This is a genomic window from Burkholderia multivorans ATCC BAA-247, from assembly GCF_000959525.1.
Lineage (GTDB): Bacteria > Pseudomonadota > Gammaproteobacteria > Burkholderiales > Burkholderiaceae > Burkholderia > Burkholderia multivorans.
This window is the reverse complement of the sequence record NZ_CP009832.1, coordinates 1,787,508-1,806,283: the sequence shown is the minus strand read 5'-3', so window position 1 is coordinate 1,806,283 and position 18,776 is coordinate 1,787,508. Positions and strand designations below refer to the sequence as shown.

The 18,776-nt window shown below is 67.3% G+C and carries 21 protein-coding genes; 11 read left to right on the top strand and 10 right to left on the bottom strand.

All coding sequences use genetic code 11. From position 1 onward, the window contains the following. Window positions 1-24 precede the first annotated feature (24 nt). Entirely contained in the window at window positions 25-360 is a 336-nt protein-coding gene (locus tag NP80_RS20820; RefSeq protein WP_006410944.1) for a hypothetical protein, read from the top strand. Between the two features lie 29 nt (window positions 361-389). Beyond that, complete coding sequence (locus tag NP80_RS20815; protein ID WP_043279494.1) at window positions 390-1,082, top strand: DUF2939 domain-containing protein; 693 nt, start codon at window positions 390-392, stop codon at window positions 1,080-1,082. A 79-nt stretch (window positions 1,083-1,161) separates the two neighbouring features. Here the strand turns inward: NP80_RS20815 and NP80_RS20810 are convergent, their stop codons facing one another. Beyond that, window positions 1,162-1,659 (bottom strand): universal stress protein, encoded by a 498-nt coding sequence (locus NP80_RS20810; RefSeq protein ID WP_006400153.1) that lies wholly within the window; start codon window positions 1,657-1,659, stop codon window positions 1,162-1,164. Window positions 1,660-1,988: 329 nt separating this feature from the next. On the opposite strand from NP80_RS20810, the gene nodI reads away from it, so the two are divergent. Both nodI and NP80_RS20800 read left to right on the top strand, forming a co-directional pair. Beyond that, entirely contained in the window at window positions 1,989-2,903 is a 915-nt protein-coding gene (gene nodI / locus NP80_RS20805) for a nodulation factor ABC transporter ATP-binding protein NodI (protein ID WP_006411987.1), read from the top strand. A 5-nt stretch (window positions 2,904-2,908) separates the two neighbouring features. Further along, window positions 2,909-3,748 carry an ABC transporter permease gene (locus NP80_RS20800; RefSeq protein WP_006411980.1) on the top strand — a complete coding sequence of 280 codons (840 nt, stop codon included), beginning with the start codon at window positions 2,909-2,911 and terminating at the stop codon, window positions 3,746-3,748. A 39-nt stretch (window positions 3,749-3,787) separates the two neighbouring features. On the opposite strand, the gene NP80_RS20795 is transcribed toward NP80_RS20800, so the two are convergent. The 4 genes from NP80_RS20795 to NP80_RS20780 form a co-directional block, all read right to left on the bottom strand. Next, window positions 3,788-4,210 (bottom strand): hypothetical protein, encoded by a 423-nt coding sequence (locus NP80_RS20795; RefSeq protein ID WP_006400157.1) that lies wholly within the window; start codon window positions 4,208-4,210, stop codon window positions 3,788-3,790. Between the two features lie 106 nt (window positions 4,211-4,316). Next, a complete protein-coding gene (locus NP80_RS20790) occupies window positions 4,317-5,375 on the bottom strand; it encodes a permease (RefSeq protein ID WP_006400158.1) in 1,059 nt (352 codons plus the stop codon). Continuing rightward, entirely contained in the window at window positions 5,372-6,505 is a 1,134-nt protein-coding gene (gene mnmH / locus NP80_RS20785) for a tRNA 2-selenouridine(34) synthase MnmH (RefSeq protein WP_006411991.1), read from the bottom strand. Before mnmH ends, NP80_RS20790 begins: the two co-directional genes overlap by 4 nt. Before the next feature lie 65 nt (window positions 6,506-6,570). After that, a complete protein-coding gene (locus NP80_RS20780; protein ID WP_006400160.1) occupies window positions 6,571-7,524 on the bottom strand; it encodes a LysR family transcriptional regulator in 954 nt (317 codons plus the stop codon). A 166-nt stretch (window positions 7,525-7,690) separates the two neighbouring features. On the opposite strand from NP80_RS20780, the gene NP80_RS20775 reads away from it, so the two are divergent. Then, a complete protein-coding gene (locus NP80_RS20775) occupies window positions 7,691-9,124 on the top strand; it encodes a M20 family metallopeptidase (RefSeq protein WP_006411986.1) in 1,434 nt (477 codons plus the stop codon). Between the two features lie 35 nt (window positions 9,125-9,159). Next, window positions 9,160-10,446: an MFS transporter gene (locus NP80_RS20770; protein WP_006404876.1), complete on the top strand. Its 1,287-nt coding sequence runs from the start codon at window positions 9,160-9,162 to the stop codon at window positions 10,444-10,446. A 76-nt stretch (window positions 10,447-10,522) separates the two neighbouring features. Here the strand turns inward: NP80_RS20770 and NP80_RS20765 are convergent, their stop codons facing one another. Together NP80_RS20765 and NP80_RS20760 are read right to left on the bottom strand one after the other, a co-directional pair. Further along, on the bottom strand, window positions 10,523-11,575 hold the full coding sequence (locus NP80_RS20765; RefSeq protein WP_006404877.1) for an NADP(H)-dependent aldo-keto reductase: 1,053 nt from the start codon (window positions 11,573-11,575) through the stop codon (window positions 10,523-10,525). Between the two features lie 108 nt (window positions 11,576-11,683). After that, window positions 11,684-12,121, bottom strand: a complete 438-nt coding sequence (locus NP80_RS20760) for a PaaI family thioesterase (RefSeq protein WP_006400164.1) — start codon at window positions 12,119-12,121, stop codon at window positions 11,684-11,686. Between the two features lie 165 nt (window positions 12,122-12,286). On the opposite strand from NP80_RS20760, the gene NP80_RS20755 reads away from it, so the two are divergent. Both NP80_RS20755 and NP80_RS20750 read left to right on the top strand, forming a co-directional pair. Further along, window positions 12,287-12,769 carry a winged helix-turn-helix transcriptional regulator gene (locus NP80_RS20755; protein WP_006411988.1) on the top strand — a complete coding sequence of 161 codons (483 nt, stop codon included), beginning with the start codon at window positions 12,287-12,289 and terminating at the stop codon, window positions 12,767-12,769. Between the two features lie 458 nt (window positions 12,770-13,227). Then, window positions 13,228-13,851, top strand: a complete 624-nt coding sequence (locus NP80_RS20750) for a phospholipase D family nuclease (protein ID WP_012467610.1) — start codon at window positions 13,228-13,230, stop codon at window positions 13,849-13,851. 142 nt (window positions 13,852-13,993) lie between these two features. Here the strand turns inward: NP80_RS20750 and NP80_RS31550 are convergent, their stop codons facing one another. Further along, window positions 13,994-14,311, bottom strand: a complete 318-nt coding sequence (locus NP80_RS31550; protein WP_172488734.1) for a hypothetical protein — start codon at window positions 14,309-14,311, stop codon at window positions 13,994-13,996. An 82-nt stretch (window positions 14,312-14,393) separates the two neighbouring features. After that, a complete protein-coding gene (locus tag NP80_RS20740; RefSeq protein ID WP_006400168.1) occupies window positions 14,394-14,867 on the bottom strand; it encodes a VOC family protein in 474 nt (157 codons plus the stop codon). Window positions 14,868-15,137: 270 nt separating this feature from the next. Between NP80_RS20740 and NP80_RS31945 the strand changes: the two genes are divergently transcribed. Continuing rightward, window positions 15,138-15,374 (top strand): hypothetical protein, encoded by a 237-nt coding sequence (locus NP80_RS31945; protein WP_006411990.1) that lies wholly within the window; start codon window positions 15,138-15,140, stop codon window positions 15,372-15,374. A gap of 130 nt (window positions 15,375-15,504) precedes the next feature. Here the strand turns inward: NP80_RS31945 and NP80_RS20730 are convergent, their stop codons facing one another. Then, window positions 15,505-15,813, bottom strand: a complete 309-nt coding sequence (locus NP80_RS20730; protein ID WP_006400171.1) for a hypothetical protein — start codon at window positions 15,811-15,813, stop codon at window positions 15,505-15,507. A gap of 155 nt (window positions 15,814-15,968) precedes the next feature. Between NP80_RS20730 and NP80_RS20725 the strand changes: the two genes are divergently transcribed. Together NP80_RS20725 and NP80_RS20720 are read left to right on the top strand one after the other, a co-directional pair. Further along, a complete protein-coding gene (locus tag NP80_RS20725) occupies window positions 15,969-16,712 on the top strand; it encodes a DUF695 domain-containing protein (protein WP_006400172.1) in 744 nt (247 codons plus the stop codon). 610 nt (window positions 16,713-17,322) lie between these two features. Next, window positions 17,323-18,582, top strand: coding sequence for an IS256-like element IS1356 family transposase (locus tag NP80_RS20720; protein ID WP_006401211.1), 1,260 nt, complete (start codon window positions 17,323-17,325; stop codon window positions 18,580-18,582). Window positions 18,583-18,776: the final 194 nt, after the last annotated feature.

Genomic DNA, 18,776 nt, shown 5'->3' with positions numbered 1-18,776 from the left:
TTCCGTCTCGCTCAGGAGAACACCATGGAACGCCTTGCCCGCCTGCTGCCTTTCCGTCAATTCGGTCGCCTGCGTCATCTGCGCGGCCGCACGCCCTGCGCGCCGCTGTCCGCTGCGGCGCCCGCCGGCCATGAAGTCGCAGTCGAACGGCAGGCGTCGCTGCTGCCGTCGGCGCTCCCCGCATTCGCGCGCGTGTCGCTCAATGCCGGGCTCTATCACGCGGAGCCCGCGCGGCGCGCACCGGTGCGCGTCTATCACGGTCGTTCGCGGCTGATCATGGTCGGCACGATCGATGCCGTTTGCCGCATGATCGATCGCTGCATCGCGGAGGAACGTTCGGCCGCGCAAGGCGGTCTCTGATTGCGACACGGTTTCGCTCCGGAGGTATCGTGACGCGCTCGTCGAGCCGCGGATGGCGGCTCAAACCCTTGCTGATCGTCGTGCTGGCGATCGCCGTCATCGCGGCGATCGGCTATGCCTACGCGTCGCCGTACATCGCGCTCGGCCGCCTGAAGTCGGCGATCGATGCGCGCGATGCACAGGCCGTCAGCGAATACGTCGACTTTCCGTCGCTGCGGATCAGCCTGAAGCAGCAGGTTACCGAGGAATTGATGCGCCGGATCGACGCGGTGAAGAAGGACAACCCGTTCGCGGTGCTCGGCGCGCTAATCGGTTCCGCGTTGATCGGGCCGCTCGTCGATGCGTATGCGACGCCGGAAGGCGTGGCCGCCCTGATGAGCGGTTTCCCGCCGAAAGGTAATCCCGGCGAGCGTCCGCCCGACTGGCAGGCGCAGCAGGCCGGCGGCGCACCGGCCAGCGGCGCCGCGCCGTCCGCACCCGGCGCGGCCGTGCCGCCGGCCAGCGCACCGGCTCCGGGCAGCGCGGTCGCATCGGCGCCGCCGCCAGCAGCATCCGCTCCAGCGGCGCCGCCGGCGCAGCAGCAAACGCACGCCGGCTACCGCAACATCGACGAATTCGTCGTCACCTATCAGCGCACGGCCGACGGCACGCGTTATGCGGCGATCTTCCACCGCTTCGGACTGTTCTCGTGGAAGCTGTCGGCGATCGATCTGCACGCGTAGCGCGCGGCGGCGCGTCGGCGCGGCGGCGTTGGCGACGTCGCCGCGATCGGCGCCTCAAGCGCCGATCGCGATCATCACATCACTGGCCGCTCGCCGTCGCGGCTTCGCGCTCGCGTGCGATTTCGGCCTTCTGCTCTTCGGCCGACGAGCATGCAACCAGAATGCTGCAGTTCACGCGATCGAGCAGTTGCGTGTTGCCCGATCCCATCCACCATCTCGATAGTCCGCTGCGGCACCGGTGTCCGACGACGACGAGATCGACTTTCAGCTCGCCGGCGAGGTTCGCGATTTCGTCGATCGGATAACCGAACGCGAAATGGCCCTCGGCCTGCACGCCGCGCTCGCGCAGCCAGTTCACCCCTTCCTGCAGGATTTCACGTGCGGTTTCCTCGAAGCGGCCGCATGCGACGTCGGTCAGCAAGCCGGCACTTTGCGCGATACTCGAGCGCATGTCGACGACCGACAGCAGATGCGTTTCGGCCTTGAGGTCCAACGCGAGATTGGCACCGCATCGCAGCGCCTTGCGCCCCTCGAGCGTTCCGTCGTAGCACAGCAGAATCTTGTTGTAGCTAGCCATGAGACCTCCCTATCGCGACAACGAGCCCTACCCATTCATCATGGTGCGTCGCAATCCGGCGCGCAAGGGATGGAAAACGCTGACACGCCGCATGCGGCGCGTGCGCAATGATGCGGTGCACGATGATCACGGCCCTGCACGATGCCGGCGCATACGCGCTGAGCGAACGCAAGCGATGCACTAGAATGGCCCGTCGTGCCGCCGTTTCGCTGCACGCGAACGCGCATCGCCACGCCTGCTTCGATCATGCCCGATCTGACCGGCGTTGTCCCGCTCCGTTCGCGGCATCCGCGCGCACCGCTGCTCGCCGTCACAACCATAACGCTGCCATGTCCGTCGCACCCATCGATTTCCGGAACGTCGAAAAGCGCTATGGCGACAAGCTCGTCGTCAACGATCTGTCCTTCCACGTGCATGCCGGCGAGTGCTACGGGCTGCTCGGCCCGAACGGCGCAGGCAAGACCACGACGCTGAAGATGCTGCTCGGTCTCGCGTATCCCGACGCCGGCGCAATCTCGCTGTGCGGCGAACCGGTGCCATCGCGCGCGCGGCATGCACGGCGGCGCGTCGGTGTCGTGCCCCAGTTCGACAATCTCGATCCCGATTTCACGGTTCGCGAGAACCTGCTCGTGTTCAGCCGCTATTTCGGCATGTCGGCGCACGCGGCACGCGCACTCGTGCAGCCGCTGCTCGAATTCGCCAAACTGGAGAACAAGGCCGATGCGAAGGTCGGCGAGCTGTCCGGCGGCATGAAGCGGCGGCTCACGCTCGCACGCGCACTCGTCAACGATCCCGACGTACTGGTGCTCGACGAACCGACGACGGGCCTCGACCCGCAGGCGCGGCATCTGATGTGGGAACGGCTGCGCTCGCTGCTCGCGCGCGGCAAGACGATCCTGATCACGACGCACTTCATGGAAGAAGCCGAACGTCTGTGCGACCGGCTGTGCGTGATCGAGGAAGGCCGCAAGATTGCCGAGGGCGCGCCGCATGCGCTGATCGCGTCCGAGATCGGCTGCGACGTGATCGAGATCTACGGACCGGACCCGATCGCGCTGCGCGACGAAGTCGCGCCGCTCGCGCAGCGCACCGAAATCAGCGGCGAGACGCTGTTCTGCTACGTCAGCGATCCGGAACCGCTGTGCGCGCGGATCAAGGGCCGCGCCGGGTTGCGCTATCTGCATCGTCCGGCCAATCTGGAGGACGTGTTCCTGCGGCTGACCGGCCGCGACATGCAGGACTGACCGACATGGACGTACGCAACTATTCGGATTCCGCTGCGCCGCACGCGACGCCTGCGCGCGAATCGCGCTTCGCGCTCGCGATGCCGGCGAACGCGACCAACTGGATCGCGGTCTGGCGCCGTAACTATCTGGTCTGGCGCAAGCTTGCGCTCGCGTCGATGTTCGGCAATCTGGCCGACCCGATGATCTATCTGTTCGGGCTCGGGTTCGGGCTCGGCCTGATGCTGGGCCACGTCGACGGCGTGTCGTACATCGCGTTTCTCGCAGCCGGCACGGTCGGCTCGAGCGTGATGATGTCCGCGAGCTTCGAATCGATGTATTCGGGTTTTTCGCGGATGCACGTGCAGCGCACCTGGGAAGCGATCATGCACACGCCGCTCGCGCTCGGCGACGTCGTACTGGGCGAAATCGTCTGGGGTGCCAGCAAGGCGATGCTGTCGGGCGCCGCGATCATGCTCGTCGCGGGCCTGCTCGGTTATGCGCGGTTTCCGTCGATGCTCGCCGCACTGCCGGTGATCGCGCTCGCGGGGCTCGCGTTCGCGAGCGTCGCGATGGTCGTCACGGCGCTCGCGCCGTCGTACGACTTCTTCATGTTCTATCAGACGCTCGTGCTGACGCCGATGCTGCTGCTCTCGGGCGTTTTCTTCCCGATCACGCAGCTGCCGCAGTTCGCGCAGCATGCGGCGCAGGCGCTGCCGCTCGCCAATGCCGTCGAGCTGATCCGGCCGGCGATGCTCGGCCGGCCCGCGACGGACATCGGCCTGCACGTCGCGATCCTCGCCGCCTACGCGGTGGGCGGCTTCCTGCTGTGCGCGTGGCTGTTCCGGCGCCGGCTGATGCGCTGACGCACGGCGCGCGCAGCGCCGCCCCTGCGCCCGACGACGTCACTCGTCGTCGTCGCTCCACGGAATCTCGACGTCGGTCAGGAATGCGACGGTCGCGAGCGGGCCGCCTTCGTGGCGGCCGAGCTTGCCGTCCGCGCGATGCCATTCGACGCGGAACTGCGTGCCCGGATCGTCGGCGATCAGATAGACCGTGCGCAGCTCTTCCGGATCGGCATCGGCGACCGGCCCGTCGAACGACACGAGCATCTTCTGCGGCCATACGCCGTTGACCGGATCGTAGATGCGATCGCCCTGCGGAATGTCGATGCTCGCCTCGACGCCGATCGTCGCGGACGCCTCGACGATCATCGTGCCGAGCGCGTTCAGCACGGCCGTCGCACGCGCGGAATTGGCCTGGCGGATCGCGAGATCGCCGCGCGTCAGCGCCTTTTCGAGTCGAGGATGAATCTTCGGTTGGGTCATGCGTTTTCCTGTTTGCTTCTTGTAAAGGGCACCGCGCGGATCGGCGGCGGTGCCGGATGAATACGGCGCGCACACGGGCCACGCGCGCGGCCGATGTGCGTCAGCCTCAGAATCCGAACGCGACCGCGAGCAGCCCGCTCGCGATCCCGAACACGACGACGAGGCTCGCGACGATCGCCAGCATGTATGGCTTGAACGACCGTGCGAGCATCGCGAGCGACGGCACGCTGATCGGCGGCAGCGTCATCAGCAGCGCCGCGGCGGGCCCGACGCCCATGCCGAGCGACAGCATCGCCTGAATGATCGGCACTTCGCCGGCCGTCGGAATCACGAACAGCGCACCGGCCACCGCGAACGCGACGATCCAGCCGAGATGATTGCCGATGTCCGGCCCGATGTGCGGAAACAGCCACGCGCGTGCGGCGCCGAGCAGCAGCACGAGCACGACGTACTCGGGCACGAGCCGCACCGCCATCCGCACGAGCAGCTTGATCCAGCGCACGAACGCGTTGCCGGCCGCGGCCTGCTCGGCCGCCAGCGCCGCGAGCTGCGCGTCGTCGATGCTGCGATCCTCCGGCCGCGCGATGCGGTTCAGCAGATAGCCGATGCCGAACACCATCGCGATGCCCAGCACGAGCCGCAGCGCGCTCCAGTGCCAGCCGAGCACGAAGCCCATGAACACCAGCGCGGCCGGGTTCAGCACGGTATTGCCGAGCCAGAACGCGACGGCGCCGCCCGGCGACGCGTGGCGCGCGCGCAAGCCCGCGACGACCGGCGCCGCGCAGCACGTGCACATCATGCCCGGCAGCGACAGCAAGCCGCCGGCTGCGACGCTGCCGAAGCCCGTGCGGCCGAGCACGCGCGCGACCCAGTGCGCGGGCAGCAGCGCCTGCACGGCCGAGCCGAGCAGCAGGCCGAGCACCATCGCCTGCCAGATCGCCTTGCCGTACGCCCACGCGTAGTCGAGCGCAGCCTTCAGCGACGGCTCGGGCGCCGACGCGGCCGTGCCCATCAGGATCGACTGGCCGATCGAATGATGTTCGGCGGCGACGAACGCCTTGTTGTAGTACGGAAACCATTTGACGTAGAACAGCCCTGCGACCGCGATCAGCAGGAAGGTCATCCAGCCGAGCGCCGGAACGGGTTGCGTGCGTGTGGTCGTCATCGTGAGGTGGTCGGATGGTCATGAGCAGTAATCGGCGCCGCGGCGGCGGCCGACACGTAGGCCGGCGACGCGGGCAAGCCCGCCTGCGCGAGCTGCTCGAGCAGCGTGCGCGCCTGGTCCGGCACGTCGGCCGCGTTCGGGCGGAACGCGAACGTCAGCGCGCGGTTCGGCTTGCCGTACGACGCGCGATACGTGCGCGCGTACGCGGGATCGTAATGCCGGTCGATCAGCGTGCCGAACAGTTCCGCGCGCCGGTCGGCGTCGAGCAGCGCGTGCCAGCGCGCCACCTCTTCGCGGCTGTGCAGCCCGATCAGCCGGTCGAGCTGCGCGCCGAACGCGGCGCGATCGTCGAAGAGGTGGCCGTAATCGTCGAGCAGGAACGCGATGCGCTCGTCGCGCGCGGCTTCGACCTGCACCCACGGCCCCGCGTGAAACGCGTCGAGCAGCGCGACCGGCAGCTGCACGAGCCCGATCTTGCGGCTTTCCGATTCGACGAACACCGGCCATGCCGGATCGTAGCGTCGCAGCGTTTCGACAAGCCCCGAATCGAACGCCTTCTGCGACGGCTGCGGCACGCCCGGCAGCGCACCGAGCAGCGAGCCGCGGTGGCACGCGAGCGCTTCGAGATCGAGCGTCTGCGCGCCCGCGCCGCGCAGCGCGTTCAGCAGCCGCGTTTTTCCGCAGCCGGTGTGGCCGACGAGCGCGATGTAGCGAAAGCGCGTCGGCAGCGTGTCGAGCGTCGCGCAGACCGAACGGCGGTACGCCTTGTAGCCGCCGTCGAGCTGACGCGCCTGCCAGCCGATCAGGTTGAACCAGGTCGTCATCGAGCCCGAGCGCTTGCCGCCGCGCCAGCAGTAGATCAGCGGGCGCCAGTTGCGCGGACGATCGGCGAACGTCGTGTCCAGATGGCGCGCGATGTTGCGCGCGACGATCGCCGCGCCCACGCGCGTCGCCTCGTACGGCGACACCTGCCGATACATCGTGCCGACGAGCACGCGCTCCTCGTTGCTGAGCACGGGCGCGTTCAGCGCGCCGGGGATATGGTCCTCGGCGAATTCGAGCGGCGTGCGCACGTCGATGATCTCGTCGAACTCGGCGGCGCGATCGAGGGTGACAATCAGGTTCTTCAATTTGGCGTCGAAACGGGTCGGTGCGGCTCGGCGAGCCGCACGGGCGCAGGAAGGCGGACCTGCAATTATCTCACGCGCGGGCGCCGCGAGCCGCGCGCCGCGTTCGGCGGCACCGACGCGGCCTTCATCGCGTCGATCAGATGATCGCGAAACGCGCGCACCGACGCCGGCAGATCGCGCCCCGCCATCGTCTGTACCTGGATGCTGCGTTCACGCAACTGCGGGTTCGTGACCGGCACGACGACGAAACCGTCGGCGTCGCAGCGGTCGCGCACCGACAGCAGACCGGAGAACATCACCGCGCCCGTACGCTGCGCGTAGCGGTACATCGCGGCCGTGTTGTTGCTCGTGAGCTCCGGCTCGAGCATCAGGCCGTCGAGCGCGCATGCGATATCGATCAGCTGGCGCACGGTCGTGCCGGCTTCGGGCAGCACGTGCGGATGACGCGCGACGTCGGCGAGCGATACGGCCTCGCGCGCCGCGAGCGGATGATCGCGGCGCAGCAGCGCGAAGATCGGCGCGCGCTCCGTATGCTCGACGCGCACGCCCTTTTCCGGCGCGAGGCTGAAGGTCAGCGCGATGTCGGCGTCGCCGTCGCGCACGCGCCGCGTCGCATCGGCCGGCGATACGACCCACACCGAAAAATCGACGCCCGGATGGCGCGCCTTGAACGCTGCCAGCGCGCCGGGCAGGAAATCGATCGCGAACCCTTCCGAGCAGGCGATCTTCAACAGGCTGCCGTGCAGCGCGTCGAGCCCGCCGATCTCCTTCATCACGTGTTCGGCTTCGAGCAGGCTGCGCTGCGCGAAACCGAGCAGCCGCTCGCCCGCCTCCGACAGTGCCATGCCGCGCGGCCGCCGCTCGAACAGCGGCGCGCCGAGCTCGCTTTCGAGCTTTGCGATCTGCCGGCTGATCGCCGACACGGCGACATGCAGCCGCGCCGACGCGTCGCTGAGCGAGCCCGTACGCGCGACTTCGACGAAATACCGCAGTGCCAGGCCATGCAGAAAAGCCGCCATCGTTCTGTCTCCGTGCCGCGAGCGGCTGTCCTGCTTTGCCTTTTCGGCAAAGAAAGCTTCGAAATTCGATCATTGTGACAAAAAAAACGGCTTTCTAGAATCGATCGCACTTCATGCCGACGGCGCGGCCCGCGCACCGTTCGGCACCTTGCCGAGGAGACACGTCTTGACCCGTACCGCTGCCGTTCAGCATGCGCTGAACCAGTTCGAATCCGGCGCGCTGTTCGCGACGCTGAGCCGCCGCGTCGGCCTGCGCACCGAAAGCCAGGAACGCGGCGCCGATGCCGCGCTGCGCGCGTATCTGACCGACGAGATCGCGCCCGAAGCCGCGCGCCTCGGCTTTTCGACACGCATCGTCGACAACCCGGTCGACGGCGGCGGCCCGTTTCTGCTGGCGTCGCGCCACGAGGACGACGCGTTGCCGACCGTGCTGATCTACGGCCACGGCGACGTCGTGCGCGGCTACGACGCGCAATGGCGCGCGCCGCTGTCGCCGTGGAGGCTGCACGCCGACGGCGACCGCTGGTACGGACGCGGCACTGCCGACAACAAGGGGCAGCACACGATCAACCTCGCGGCGCTCGCGAGCGTGCTGCACGCGCGCGGCGGCCGTCTCGGCTTCAACGCGAAACTGCTGATCGAGATGGGCGAGGAAACCGGCTCGCCGGGCCTCGACGCGCTGTGCCGCCGCGAGCGCGACGCACTGGCGGCCGACGTGCTGATCGCATCGGACGGCCCGCGCGTTACCGCCGAACGTCCGACGGTGTTCCTCGGCTCGCGCGGCGCGGTGAACTTCCGGCTCGGCCTGCGGGCGCGCGACGGCGCCCATCACTCCGGCAACTGGGGCGGGCTGCTGCGCAATCCCGCGATCGTGCTCGCGCATGCGCTCGCCAGTCTCGTCGATGCACGCGGGGCGATCCGCGTCGCGGGGCTGCGCCCGCCGCCGATTCCAGCCGCCGTGCGCGACGCGCTCGCCGATCTGTCGGTGGGCGGCGGCCCCGGCGACCCGGCGCTCGACGCCGGCTGGGGCGAGCCGGGGCTGTCGGCGCCCGAACGCGTATTCGGCTGGAACACGCTCGAGATCCTCGCGTTCAAGGCCGGCAACCCCGAGCATCCGGTCAACGCGATTCCGCCGGCCGCGTATGCGCACTGCCAGCTGCGCTTCGTGGTCGGTACCGACTGGCAGGCGCTGCATGCGCATCTGCGCGCACATCTCGATGCGCATGGCTTTGCGGACGTCGACATCGAGGTCGAGCGCGGTGCGCCCGCCACGCGCCTGTCGCCCGACGATCCGTGGGTGCAGTGGGCCGTCGCGTCGCTCGCGCGCACGACCGGCAAGAAGCCGGCGATCCTGCCGAATCTCGGCGGCACGCTGCCGAACGAGGTGTTCGCCGACACGCTCGGCTTGCCGACGCTCTGGGTGCCGCACTCGTATCCCGCGTGCTCGCAGCATGCGCCCGACGAGCATCTGCTCGCGAGCGTCGCGCGCGAGGGGCTGCAGATGATGGCCGGCCTCTTCTGGGATCTCGGCGACGACGCGCCGCATCCGCGCCGCACGGCGTCGGCGTCGGCGTCGGCCGCGGCCGGCATCGCTGCGTAACGCGTGCTGCATCCTTCCACGGAGCCCCATCCACGATGAATACGACCACGCTGACCACGCAGGACGCCGCACGCCCCAACGCGGCGCAGATCCGGCGCATCATTTTCGCGGCGTCGATCGGCAACGCGCTCGAATGGTTCGACCTGATCGTCTACGGCTTTTTCGCGGTGACGATCGCGAAGCTGTTCTTCCCCGCGACGAGCGAAGCGACGTCGCTGCTGCTCACGCTCGGCACGTTCGGGCTGTCCTATCTGATCCGCCCGATCGGCGGCTTCGTGCTCGGCGCGTATGCGGATCGCGCGGGCCGCAAGGCGTCGCTGCTGCTGTCGATCGCGATGATGATGGGCGGCACGCTGCTGATCGCCGCGATGCCGACCTACGCGTCGATCGGCATTCTCGCGCCGCTCGGAATCATGCTGTCGCGGCTGATGCAGGGCTTTTCCGCCGGCGGCGAGTTCGCTAGCTCGACCGCGTTTCTCGTCGAGCATGCGCCGCAGCGGCGCGGCTTCATGTCGAGCTGGCAATTCGCGAGCCAGGGTCTCGCCACGCTGCTCGCGTCGGGGTTCGGCGCCCTGCTGACGTCTACGCTGACGCCCGCGCAGCTCGAAAGCTGGGGCTGGCGCGTGCCGTTCCTGTTCGGCCTTGCCATCGGCCCGGTCGGACTCTACATCCGCCGCTACGTCGACGAGGGCGTCGAGTTCCGCACGCAGGCGCGCGCCGAAGCGCCGGTGCGCGAACTGTTCACGCACTACAAGATGCGATTGCTGCTCGCGATCGGCGCACTCGTGATCTCGACCGCGATCAATTACATGGTGCTGTACATGCCGACGTACGCAATCAAGCAGCTCGGACTGCCGGCGTCGACCGGATTCGCGGCGACGCTCGCGACCGGCTTCGTGCTGACGCTCGTCACGCCGCTCGTCGGGCACCTGTCCGATCGCACCGGACGGATCCGCGTGATGACGACCGCGGCGCTGCTGATGCTGGTGACCGTCTGGCCGACGTTCGCATGGCTCACGCGGCACGCGTCGTTCGCGACGATGCTGGCGGCGCTGATCTGGATCGGCGCGCTGAAGGCCATGTATTGCGGTGCGCTGCCCGCGCTGATGGCGGAACTGTTTCCCGCGCAGACGCGCGCGACGGGCCTGGCCGTCAGCTACAACACGGGCGTCACGCTGTTCGGCGGCTTCGCGCCGTTCGTCATCACCTGGCTGATCAGCGCGACCGGCAACCGGCTGTCGCCTGCGCTGTATCTGATCGGATGCGCGATCCTCAGTCTCGTCGCGCTGTTCGTCGCACGCACGCGGCTGCGGATGCAATAGTGGAAACGGCAGCGCGATGCGCTGCCGATCGAGCGGCGGCCCGCGCCGGCATCGCGCCGCGCGGGCCGCACGTCGTTTACGGCGCCGGGTTCGGCTGCTGCTCGTGCAGCGCGTCGATCTCCGCGAGAATCTCGTCGGACAGCTTCACGTCGATGCTGCCGATGTTCTCCTTCAGCTGGTCGAGCGACGTCGCGCCGATCAGGTTGCTGCGCACGAACGGACGGCTGTTCACGAACGCGAGCGCGAGCTGCGCGGGCGACAGGCCGTGCCGCTTCGCGAGCGCCACGTAGCGCGACGTCGCCGCGACGGCCTGCGGCTTGCTGTAGCGCTGGAAGCGTTCGAACAGCGTGATGCGTGCGCCGGCCGGACGCGCGCCGTTCTCGTACTTGCCGGACAGCCAGCCGAACGCGAGCGGCGAATACGCGAGCAAGCCGACGCCCTCGCGGTGCGTGAATTCCGACAAGCCGTTCTCGAACGTGCGGTTCAGCAGGCTATACGGATTCTGGATGCTCGCGATGCGCGGCAGCCCGAGCTTCTCGGCCGCGCGCAGGAACTGCGCGACGCCCCACGGCGTTTCGTTCGACACGCCGATCGCGCGCACCTTGCCGGCCTTCACGAATTCGGCGAGTACCGCGAGCGTTTCTTCGATCGGCACCGTATACGCGTCGTCGATCCACGGATATGCGGAGCGGCCGAACGTCGTCGTGCTGCGATCGGGCCAATGCAGCTGATAGAGGTCGACGTAGTCGGTTTGCAGCCGCTTCAGGCTGCCGTCGAGCGCCTCGGTCAGGTTCTTGCGGTCGAACTGGTTGCCCTCGCCGCGAATATGCCGCGGGTTGTGCGGTTGCCGTGCCGGCCCTGCGATCTTCGTCGCGAGCACGATCCGGTCGCGCTGCGCGCGATGCTGCGCGAGCCACGTGCCGATGTACTGTTCGGTGCGCCCCTGCGTATCGGGCTTCGGCGGCACCGGATACATCTCCGCGGCGTCGATCAGCGTGACGCCATGGTCGAGCGCGTAATCGATCTGCTCGTGCGCATCGCGCTCCGAATTCTGCTCGCCCCACGTCATCGTGCCGAGACCGATCAGGCTCACCTCGATGCCCGAATCGCCGAGTGTGCGGTATTCCATGCTGTTCCTGTCGCGTCGGTGGAAAGCAGGAACGCTATCACATTGAAACGAACGCTTCAGACGCGCGCCGCGGCAGCTTACATTGCGCCTTCGATGGCCACGCGACGCTTACTGCGGCCGCTGGATGAAACACGTCGCGGACGCATGCGCGACGATCTTGTCGTCGGGCGTCTTCAGCGTGCCTTCGGCGACGCCGAGCGAGCGCGACAGATGAATCACGCGCCCTTCCGCGATCAGATCGACGTTGCGCGGCACCGGCCGCAGCATCTTCACGTGGAGATCGATCGTCCCGTAACCGACGCCCGCCTCGAGCATCGAATGCACCGCGCAACCGGTGACCGAATCGAGCACCGTCGCGGCAAAGCCGCCATGCACGCCGCCGAGCGGGTTCAGATGCCGATCGTCCGCACGCGCCGACATCCGGATGTAGCCCAGTTCCACCTCGAGCGGCCGCATCGGCATCGTTTCGGAAATCGACGCGAGCGGCGCGTCGCCCGCCGCCGCGGCGCGCAACAGTTCGATTCCGGACAGGGAAAGCGGATTCATCGGGCGTCTCCTGATTGAGCGCGCGTCGTCGCGCGTGTAAGTTCCAAATTGGAACTGATTATTCACACGCACATCGGCGATGTCAATCGGTGCGGTGTGCAGTGCGCTCGAACGCGCACTCTATAATCGCCCGCTGTTTCGCTGAACTGCGCAGGAGATACGACGATGAAATGGGAAGACATCGGCACGCTGAACTGTTCCGTCGCGCGCACGCTCGCCGTGCTCGGCGATCGCTGGACGATGCTGATCCTGCGCAACGCGTTTCTCGGCTGTCGTCGCTTCGATGCATTCCAGGCGCAGCTCGGCCTCACGCGACACGTGCTTGCCGATCGGCTGACACGGCTCGTCGACGAAGGCGTGCTCGCCAAACGCGCGTATCAGGAGCGGCCGCCGCGCTTCGAATATCGGCTGACCGAAAAAGGCCGCGACCTCTACCCGGCGCTGCTCGCACTGCTCGCCTGGGGCGACCGCTGGAAGGACGACGGCCACGGGCCGCCATTGCAGTTGCGCCATCGTCGGTGTGGGCAGCTGATGCATGCGGTTGCCGTCTGTTCGGCATGCGGCGAGCCGCTCGATCCGCGCGACGTCACGCCGGAGCCCGGGCCGGGATGGGGCGCGCCCGAGTCGGTCGAGATGCGCGACGCGTGACGTTGTGCGTTTCGTTGACGAAGCATTGCATGCGGCGCGTCGCGTCGTCAGAGCGCGCGCTCGTCGGGACGCTCGCGATTCGTTGACGAAGCATCGCGCGGCGCGCTCCATCATCACATCGCACGTTCGCTGGGACGCACGCGATTCGTGTCGTGATTCGTGGTTCGTTCGTGGTTCGTCCGTCATTTGCTCGCCGCGTGACGTAACGCGACGTACATCGCAATGCCGACCGCCGCGTCGAAACATCGGCGTGCAACGTCGGCGCGCGCCGATGCTGCCGGCATACGGCGCCGCGCTGACAGCCGCGTGCCTCCGTGGTCACCGTATCGCGCCCGTGAGCGCGTATGCGTGCCATCGCGCCCGCGCGCAATGCCCGTCGGGCAATTTCAAACGTGGCCGTCGCGACGCGTCTGCGTTACACTCACGGCCCGCTGTCTCGAAATTGTCCGCTGTCGCCGATGTTGTCGCGCAATCGCCTCGCCGCTACCTGTCTCGCTGCCTCCCTGCTCGTCACGCCTTACGCCGCCTTCGGCAAGACGCACAACGAATCGCTGCTGCAGCAGGCGATCGACTTCGTGTCGCGACTGCTGCCGACGCCGACGCACGAAGCACCCGCCACGCAGGTCGTCGAATCGGCGTTCTCGCCGGACGGCGGCGCCGAAGCGCTCGTGCTGAAGGCGATCGGCGCAGCGCGCAGCTCGATCCGCGTCGCCGCGTATTCGTTCACCTCGCCTGCGGTGACGCGCGCACTGCTCGACGCGAAACGGCGCGGCGTGAATGTCGCGGTCGTCGTCGACGACAAGGGCAATCGCGCGAAGAACAGCAAGCAGGCGCTGAACCTGCTCGTCAATGCGGGCATCCCGACGCGCACGATCGACACGTATGCGATTCACCACGACAAGTACCTCGTGATCGACGCCGAACACGTCGAGACGGGCTCGTTCAATTACAGCGCGTCGGCAGCGAGCCGCAATTCGGAGAACGTCGTCGTGGTGTGGAACAACCCGCAGCTTGCGTCGCGCTATCTCACGCACTGGCAAAGCCGCTTCGATCAGGGCACGCCGTACCGCTCCACCTACTGAACCTCACGCACGGCCTGTTCGTCGCTCGGCGATCCGGCTCTCGCGTCATGGAAACGGCCATGTCGTCGATGATCGGCGAATGCGCGACCACCGACAATTCGGCCGAACGGCCGATGCAGTTCGTGCGCGTGCGTGCCGGCGCTCAGCGCGCGGCCAGCCGCGCGGTCGGTGCGTCGCCGCGGCTGCCGAGCACGCAATCGTGCGCGTGCGCATCGCTGGCCGGCCGCGCCGCGGCGACCGCGCCGTTGCCCGGCAGCGCGCTTCGCAGGCATGCGGTGCTGGTCGTCACGGCGCCCTGCACCATGGGATAGAGAAGGAACAGCGCAAACGCGAGATAACCGGCGTAAACGAAACGGATCATAAGGGTGGCAATTGAACGAATGGTCTCGTCCTGTTTACGGCACGGCATCGCGCGGCTTGAGGCGGCGCGATCGTATCGACTTGTGGCGGGCACGCGCACGACGCCGGTTCGGCGAGTCGCACGCGTGCCGCACGGCGACCCTGCATCGTCCGCCGTGCCGCGACGCTCGCCGCGCGATGCCTTAACTACCGCACGGCGGCGCGTTCTTCATCGCTTCCTCGATCTGCTCCGGCGTCAGATCGCGCTGATGCGTCGCGATCGACCAGCGATGCCCGCACGGATCCTCGACCTGGCCGTAGCGGTCGCCCCAGAACATGTCGGTGGCCGGCATCGTCAGCGTCGCGCCGGCGGCAACGGCCTGCGCGATTGCCGCATCGACGTCCGGCACGTAGAGATGCAGGCAGACCGCCGTTCCCTTCAGCGCCTTCGGCCCGAGCGCTTGATGCTCGGGCATTTCATCCATCAGCATCAGCTTCGAATCGCCGATCGCCAGACACGCGTGCGCGAGCCTGCCGTCCGGCGCGGCCAGACGAGTCACTTCGGTCGCGTTGAATGCACGCTTGTAGAACTCGATCGCATCGGCGGCGTTCGCGCAGATCAGATGCGGCGTCAGCGTGCGCATCCCTTCGGGGATCGGTTTGACGGATGTGGACATGGGTGTCGCTCCTTCAATCGGTTGTCGTATCGGATAACGGGGCGCGCGATGCGCATGCCTCCGATGCCACGACGAACGAGCGATCCGCGGATCGACATGTCGTCAGAAATTTCTTTGCGGATGGCCGGCTCACTGTTTCTGCGGCCGCGGCAGGCGGCCGACGTGTGACGGCATCGCGACGATCGAACGGCCGCGTGCGATCGATCGTTATCGCGTGAAAACCCCGCGGAAGCGGACGCGCGTTGCGCCGCCCCACGCTACTGACAGACCTTGACCGTACCGTTCGACGTGCACTGGCTGATGGACCAGTGGCTCTGTGCGGCGAGGCGCGGTGCCGAGCCGATGCCGCGGATCCGGGCTGCGGGCGCCGAAGCCGGCACCGCGGTCGACGCGGTTTCCGGCGACGGCGTCATGGCAGGCGGCTCGGACGCGCTTTGGCACGCTGCGAGCAGCGCACACGACGCGGCGACGAGCGAGGCAATGAAGTGTCGGGACATGATTTCCTGAGGTTTGCCGGATCCGGTTGGCGTCGACCGGCAGAACGTCGGTCGCGCGTGCGACGGCCCGGTACGGGCCGGCCCTCAGCCGATACTGCGCGCACCGGCGGCGATGCGCAAGTGCGCGCGGTGCGCGCCGCTCAGATTTGTGGCAGATCGCGCAGCGTACGCGCTTCGCTCGTCGCGTCGACGTCGAGCTCGATGCCTTCCGACGCGTCGCGATAGCGCACGCGCTTCAGCCGCGGCCCGATCACGGCGTCGCCTGCATCGGCGAAGATCGCATGAACGTCGTCGCCGGCGGCGATCGCCCGTGCGACGTCGGCGACCGGCGCCTCGGCCGGTGCAGCCGCCCACGAGCGGTCGGCTGCATTCACGGCCGCCCAGCGCACGTGCGTGACGCGCGCACTGAGCGGATCGATTCGAACACCATTGACCGCGAACATCGACATCGGAATCTCCTTCGCTGGTGGTGGCGACACGCGCGGCGGCCGCCGTCGCGGCAGGCGCCGCCCGGGTTCGCACCGACCTGCCCGGCCGACGCGGCTTTCGATGATACATTCGAACGCTTTGCAACCGTCAACACGACCCCTGACCGGAGAGATCCATGACCGACACCTGGGGAACCTTCCCTGCCCGGATGGGCGATCACCAAGCGTTCATCGGCTTCAACGAGAGTTTTGCCGAGATTGCGGAAGACGATCCGCGCACGGCGCTGCTCAGCGTGCGCGTCGACATCGCGCGGCCGACGCCTGACGGGCTGCCGGCCGCCGACGAGCTTGCCGAGCTCGCGAAGGTCGACGACCTGCTCGACGCGGCCGTGCTTGCGAAAGGCGGCGTGATGATCGGCCACATCACCGTCGACGGCCATCGCGACCTGCTGTTCTACGTGCCGTTCGACGAGGAGGCGGCGGCAGCCGTCGTCGACGATGCGGCCGAGCGCACGACGTACGAGCTTCAGTACGCGTATCAGGACGATCCGGACAAGGAAACGTACTGGCGAACGCTCTACCCGACCGACGACGATCGCCGGATCATGCTCGACATGCAGGTGCTCGATGCGCTGCGGCGCAACGGCGACGCGAGCGACGTGCGCCGGCGCGTGCTGCATTGGGCGAACTTCCGCGAACCGGACGATGCGCACCACTTCGCCGACTGGGCCGAAGCGAAAGGCTACGAGATCGACTCGGTCGCGCCCGACGAAGACGGCAACAGCGTCGTGCGATTCATGCACGACGGCACGATGGCGCTCGCCGACATCACGGGACATACGGTTGCGATCGATCGCGAGGTGCGTTCGCTGGGCGGCCGGTACGGCGGCTGGGAGACGAATGTCGAGGACGCGCGCTGACGCGAGTGCCGCGCGGGCCGCGCCGCGGTGGCGGCGCAAAAAGTATCCCGGCAGCGCAATCGTACGCTGCCGGGACCAAGACATCGCCGGCCGCAACCGGCGATGGGCCTGAGCGAGGCTCAGGCACGAGGAAAGCAATTCATGCGGACGGCGCGACGCGAGACCGCGCGACGACGCAGCAGCCGGGCTGACGCAGTCCGGTTTGCCGGCGCGAGCTTCGGGCGCCGGATGGGTAAAAAGCCCCGCTCCTACGCGAGCGAGCGGGGAAAAGGTTGACCGGGCCGGGGTAGAACGGTCAACCACGCGGATTGTCGGGCGCGGGCGCCAGGCGGTCTGTGCGGCAAATGACGCATTGCTGATGCCAATGCAGCAATCGGGCGAACTGTGTGCAGGTTGTGCAGTCGCGGGCGACGCCCATATGTTCGCGCGATGAGGTGTCGCATGATCTCGCGGCGTCGCGCATGCCGGTTGCGTGCGGCGGCTTATTCGAAAATCGATATTCGCGGGCGTCTTTAAATCGACTGCTTGTTTGAATGCCGGAAATTGCGCATCGGGAGCCTATCCGAACTTTTGTGTGTGAGGCATAAACTGATGGCCAAGGAGCCACGTTATGCCACGCAAACGCAAGGAAGAAGTGCCGGTAGAACCGGGCAAGGGCTTGAACCTGGACCCGGAACTCATCAAGCAACTGGTGCCCGGAACGCTGGATCGGGCTTCGATCAACGAGCAATTCGCGGCCCTGAAGAAGGCGATATTCGAGCGCGCGCTGGGCGGCGAACTGACCCACCACCTGGGCTACGAGAAGGGCGAAGCCAAGCCGGTAGGCCGCACGAACCATCGCAACGGCACCAGCCGCAAGCGCATCGCAACCGACAATGACCTGCTCGACGTCGAGATTCCGCGCGACCGCGAAGGCACGTTCGATCCGGTGCTGATCGCCAAGGGCGAGCGACGCTTCACAGGCTTCGACGACAAGATCATCGCGATGTATGCCCGCGGCATGAGCGTGCGGGAGATTCAGGGCTTCCTGCTGGAGATGTATGGCATCGAGGTGTCGCCGGACTTCATCAGCACGGTGACTGATGCCGTGATCGACGAAGTGCGCGAATGGCAGCAGCGACCGCTCGAGCCGATGTACCCGGTCGTGTTCTTCGATGCCTTGCGAGTCAAGATCCGCGACGAAGGCGTGGTGCGCAACAAGGCGATCTACCTGGCGCTGGGCGTGCGCCGCGACGGCACGCGTGACGTGCTCGGCCTTTGGATCGAGCAGACCGAGGGCGCCAAGTTCTGGCTGCGGGTGGTGAACGACCTGAAGCTGCGCGGCGTGCAGGACATTCTGATCGCCGTGGTCGACGGCCTGAAGGGCTTCCCTGAAGCGATCAACACGGTGTTCCCGGAAACGACGGTCCAGACCTGCATCGTGCATCTGATCCGGAACTCGCTGGACTTTGCCAGCTGGAAAGACAGGAAATCGGTCGCAGCGGCGCTCAAGGAGGTCTATCGGGCACCGTCGGCCGAAGCGGCCGCCGTGGCGCTGGACGCGTTCGATACGAGCCCGTGGGGTACGAAATACCCTCCGATTGCCGCGCTCTGGCGCCGGGCCTGGGATCAGGTGATTCCGTTCTACGCCTTCGCGCCTGACATCCGGAAAATTGTATATACGACCAACGCGATCGAGTCGCTGCATATGCAGCTTCGAAAGATCATCAAGGCGCGCGGCCACTTCCCGTCGGACGAGGCCGCGCTCAAACTGATCTGGCTGGCGCTGCGCAACGTCGTGGCCAAGTGGACCGGCTCTCGGCACGATTGGAAGAGCGCGATGACCCAGTTCGCGCTGCTTTACCCGGAACGATTCAACATTGGAATCTGAATCTCAACCCGCCTCACACACGGAATTCCGGATACCTCCCGCATCGGCGCGGGCATTCGTCTCGGTACGAGTGCGCGTCATTGCATTGCGCCGATCGATTCGCCGTTTGGACGTCGTCATTTTTTTGTTGCTGCGTTATCCCGATCGCTTTGCGATCGTGCGGCACTGCTACACTCGCCATCAGACCGATCGAG

What these genes read in the sequence shown, in the direction of transcription:
- NP80_RS20820 (WP_006410944.1), top strand. Translation starts at nt 25, where the DNA reads ATGGAACGCCTTGCCCGCCTGCTGCCTTTCCGTCAATTCGGTCGCCTG.
- NP80_RS20810 (WP_006400153.1), bottom strand. Translation starts at nt 1,659, where the DNA reads ATGGCTAGCTACAACAAGATTCTGCTGTGCTACGACGGAACGCTCGAG.
- nodI (WP_006411987.1), top strand. Translation starts at nt 1,989, where the DNA reads ATGTCCGTCGCACCCATCGATTTCCGGAACGTCGAAAAGCGCTATGGC.
- NP80_RS20800 (WP_006411980.1), top strand. Translation starts at nt 2,909, where the DNA reads ATGGACGTACGCAACTATTCGGATTCCGCTGCGCCGCACGCGACGCCT.
- NP80_RS20795 (WP_006400157.1), bottom strand. Translation starts at nt 4,210, where the DNA reads ATGACCCAACCGAAGATTCATCCTCGACTCGAAAAGGCGCTGACGCGC.
- NP80_RS20790 (WP_006400158.1), bottom strand. Translation starts at nt 5,375, where the DNA reads ATGACGACCACACGCACGCAACCCGTTCCGGCGCTCGGCTGGATGACC.
- NP80_RS20780 (WP_006400160.1), bottom strand. Translation starts at nt 7,524, where the DNA reads ATGGCGGCTTTTCTGCATGGCCTGGCACTGCGGTATTTCGTCGAAGTC.
- NP80_RS20770 (WP_006404876.1), top strand. Translation starts at nt 9,160, where the DNA reads ATGAATACGACCACGCTGACCACGCAGGACGCCGCACGCCCCAACGCG.
- NP80_RS20765 (WP_006404877.1), bottom strand. Translation starts at nt 11,575, where the DNA reads ATGGAATACCGCACACTCGGCGATTCGGGCATCGAGGTGAGCCTGATC.
- NP80_RS20760 (WP_006400164.1), bottom strand. Translation starts at nt 12,121, where the DNA reads ATGAATCCGCTTTCCCTGTCCGGAATCGAACTGTTGCGCGCCGCGGCG.
- NP80_RS20755 (WP_006411988.1), top strand. Translation starts at nt 12,287, where the DNA reads ATGAAATGGGAAGACATCGGCACGCTGAACTGTTCCGTCGCGCGCACG.
- NP80_RS20750 (WP_012467610.1), top strand. Translation starts at nt 13,228, where the DNA reads ATGTTGTCGCGCAATCGCCTCGCCGCTACCTGTCTCGCTGCCTCCCTG.
- NP80_RS20740 (WP_006400168.1), bottom strand. Translation starts at nt 14,867, where the DNA reads ATGTCCACATCCGTCAAACCGATCCCCGAAGGGATGCGCACGCTGACG.
- NP80_RS20730 (WP_006400171.1), bottom strand. Translation starts at nt 15,813, where the DNA reads ATGTCGATGTTCGCGGTCAATGGTGTTCGAATCGATCCGCTCAGTGCG.
- NP80_RS20725 (WP_006400172.1), top strand. Translation starts at nt 15,969, where the DNA reads ATGACCGACACCTGGGGAACCTTCCCTGCCCGGATGGGCGATCACCAA.
- NP80_RS20720 (WP_006401211.1), top strand. Translation starts at nt 17,323, where the DNA reads ATGCCACGCAAACGCAAGGAAGAAGTGCCGGTAGAACCGGGCAAGGGC.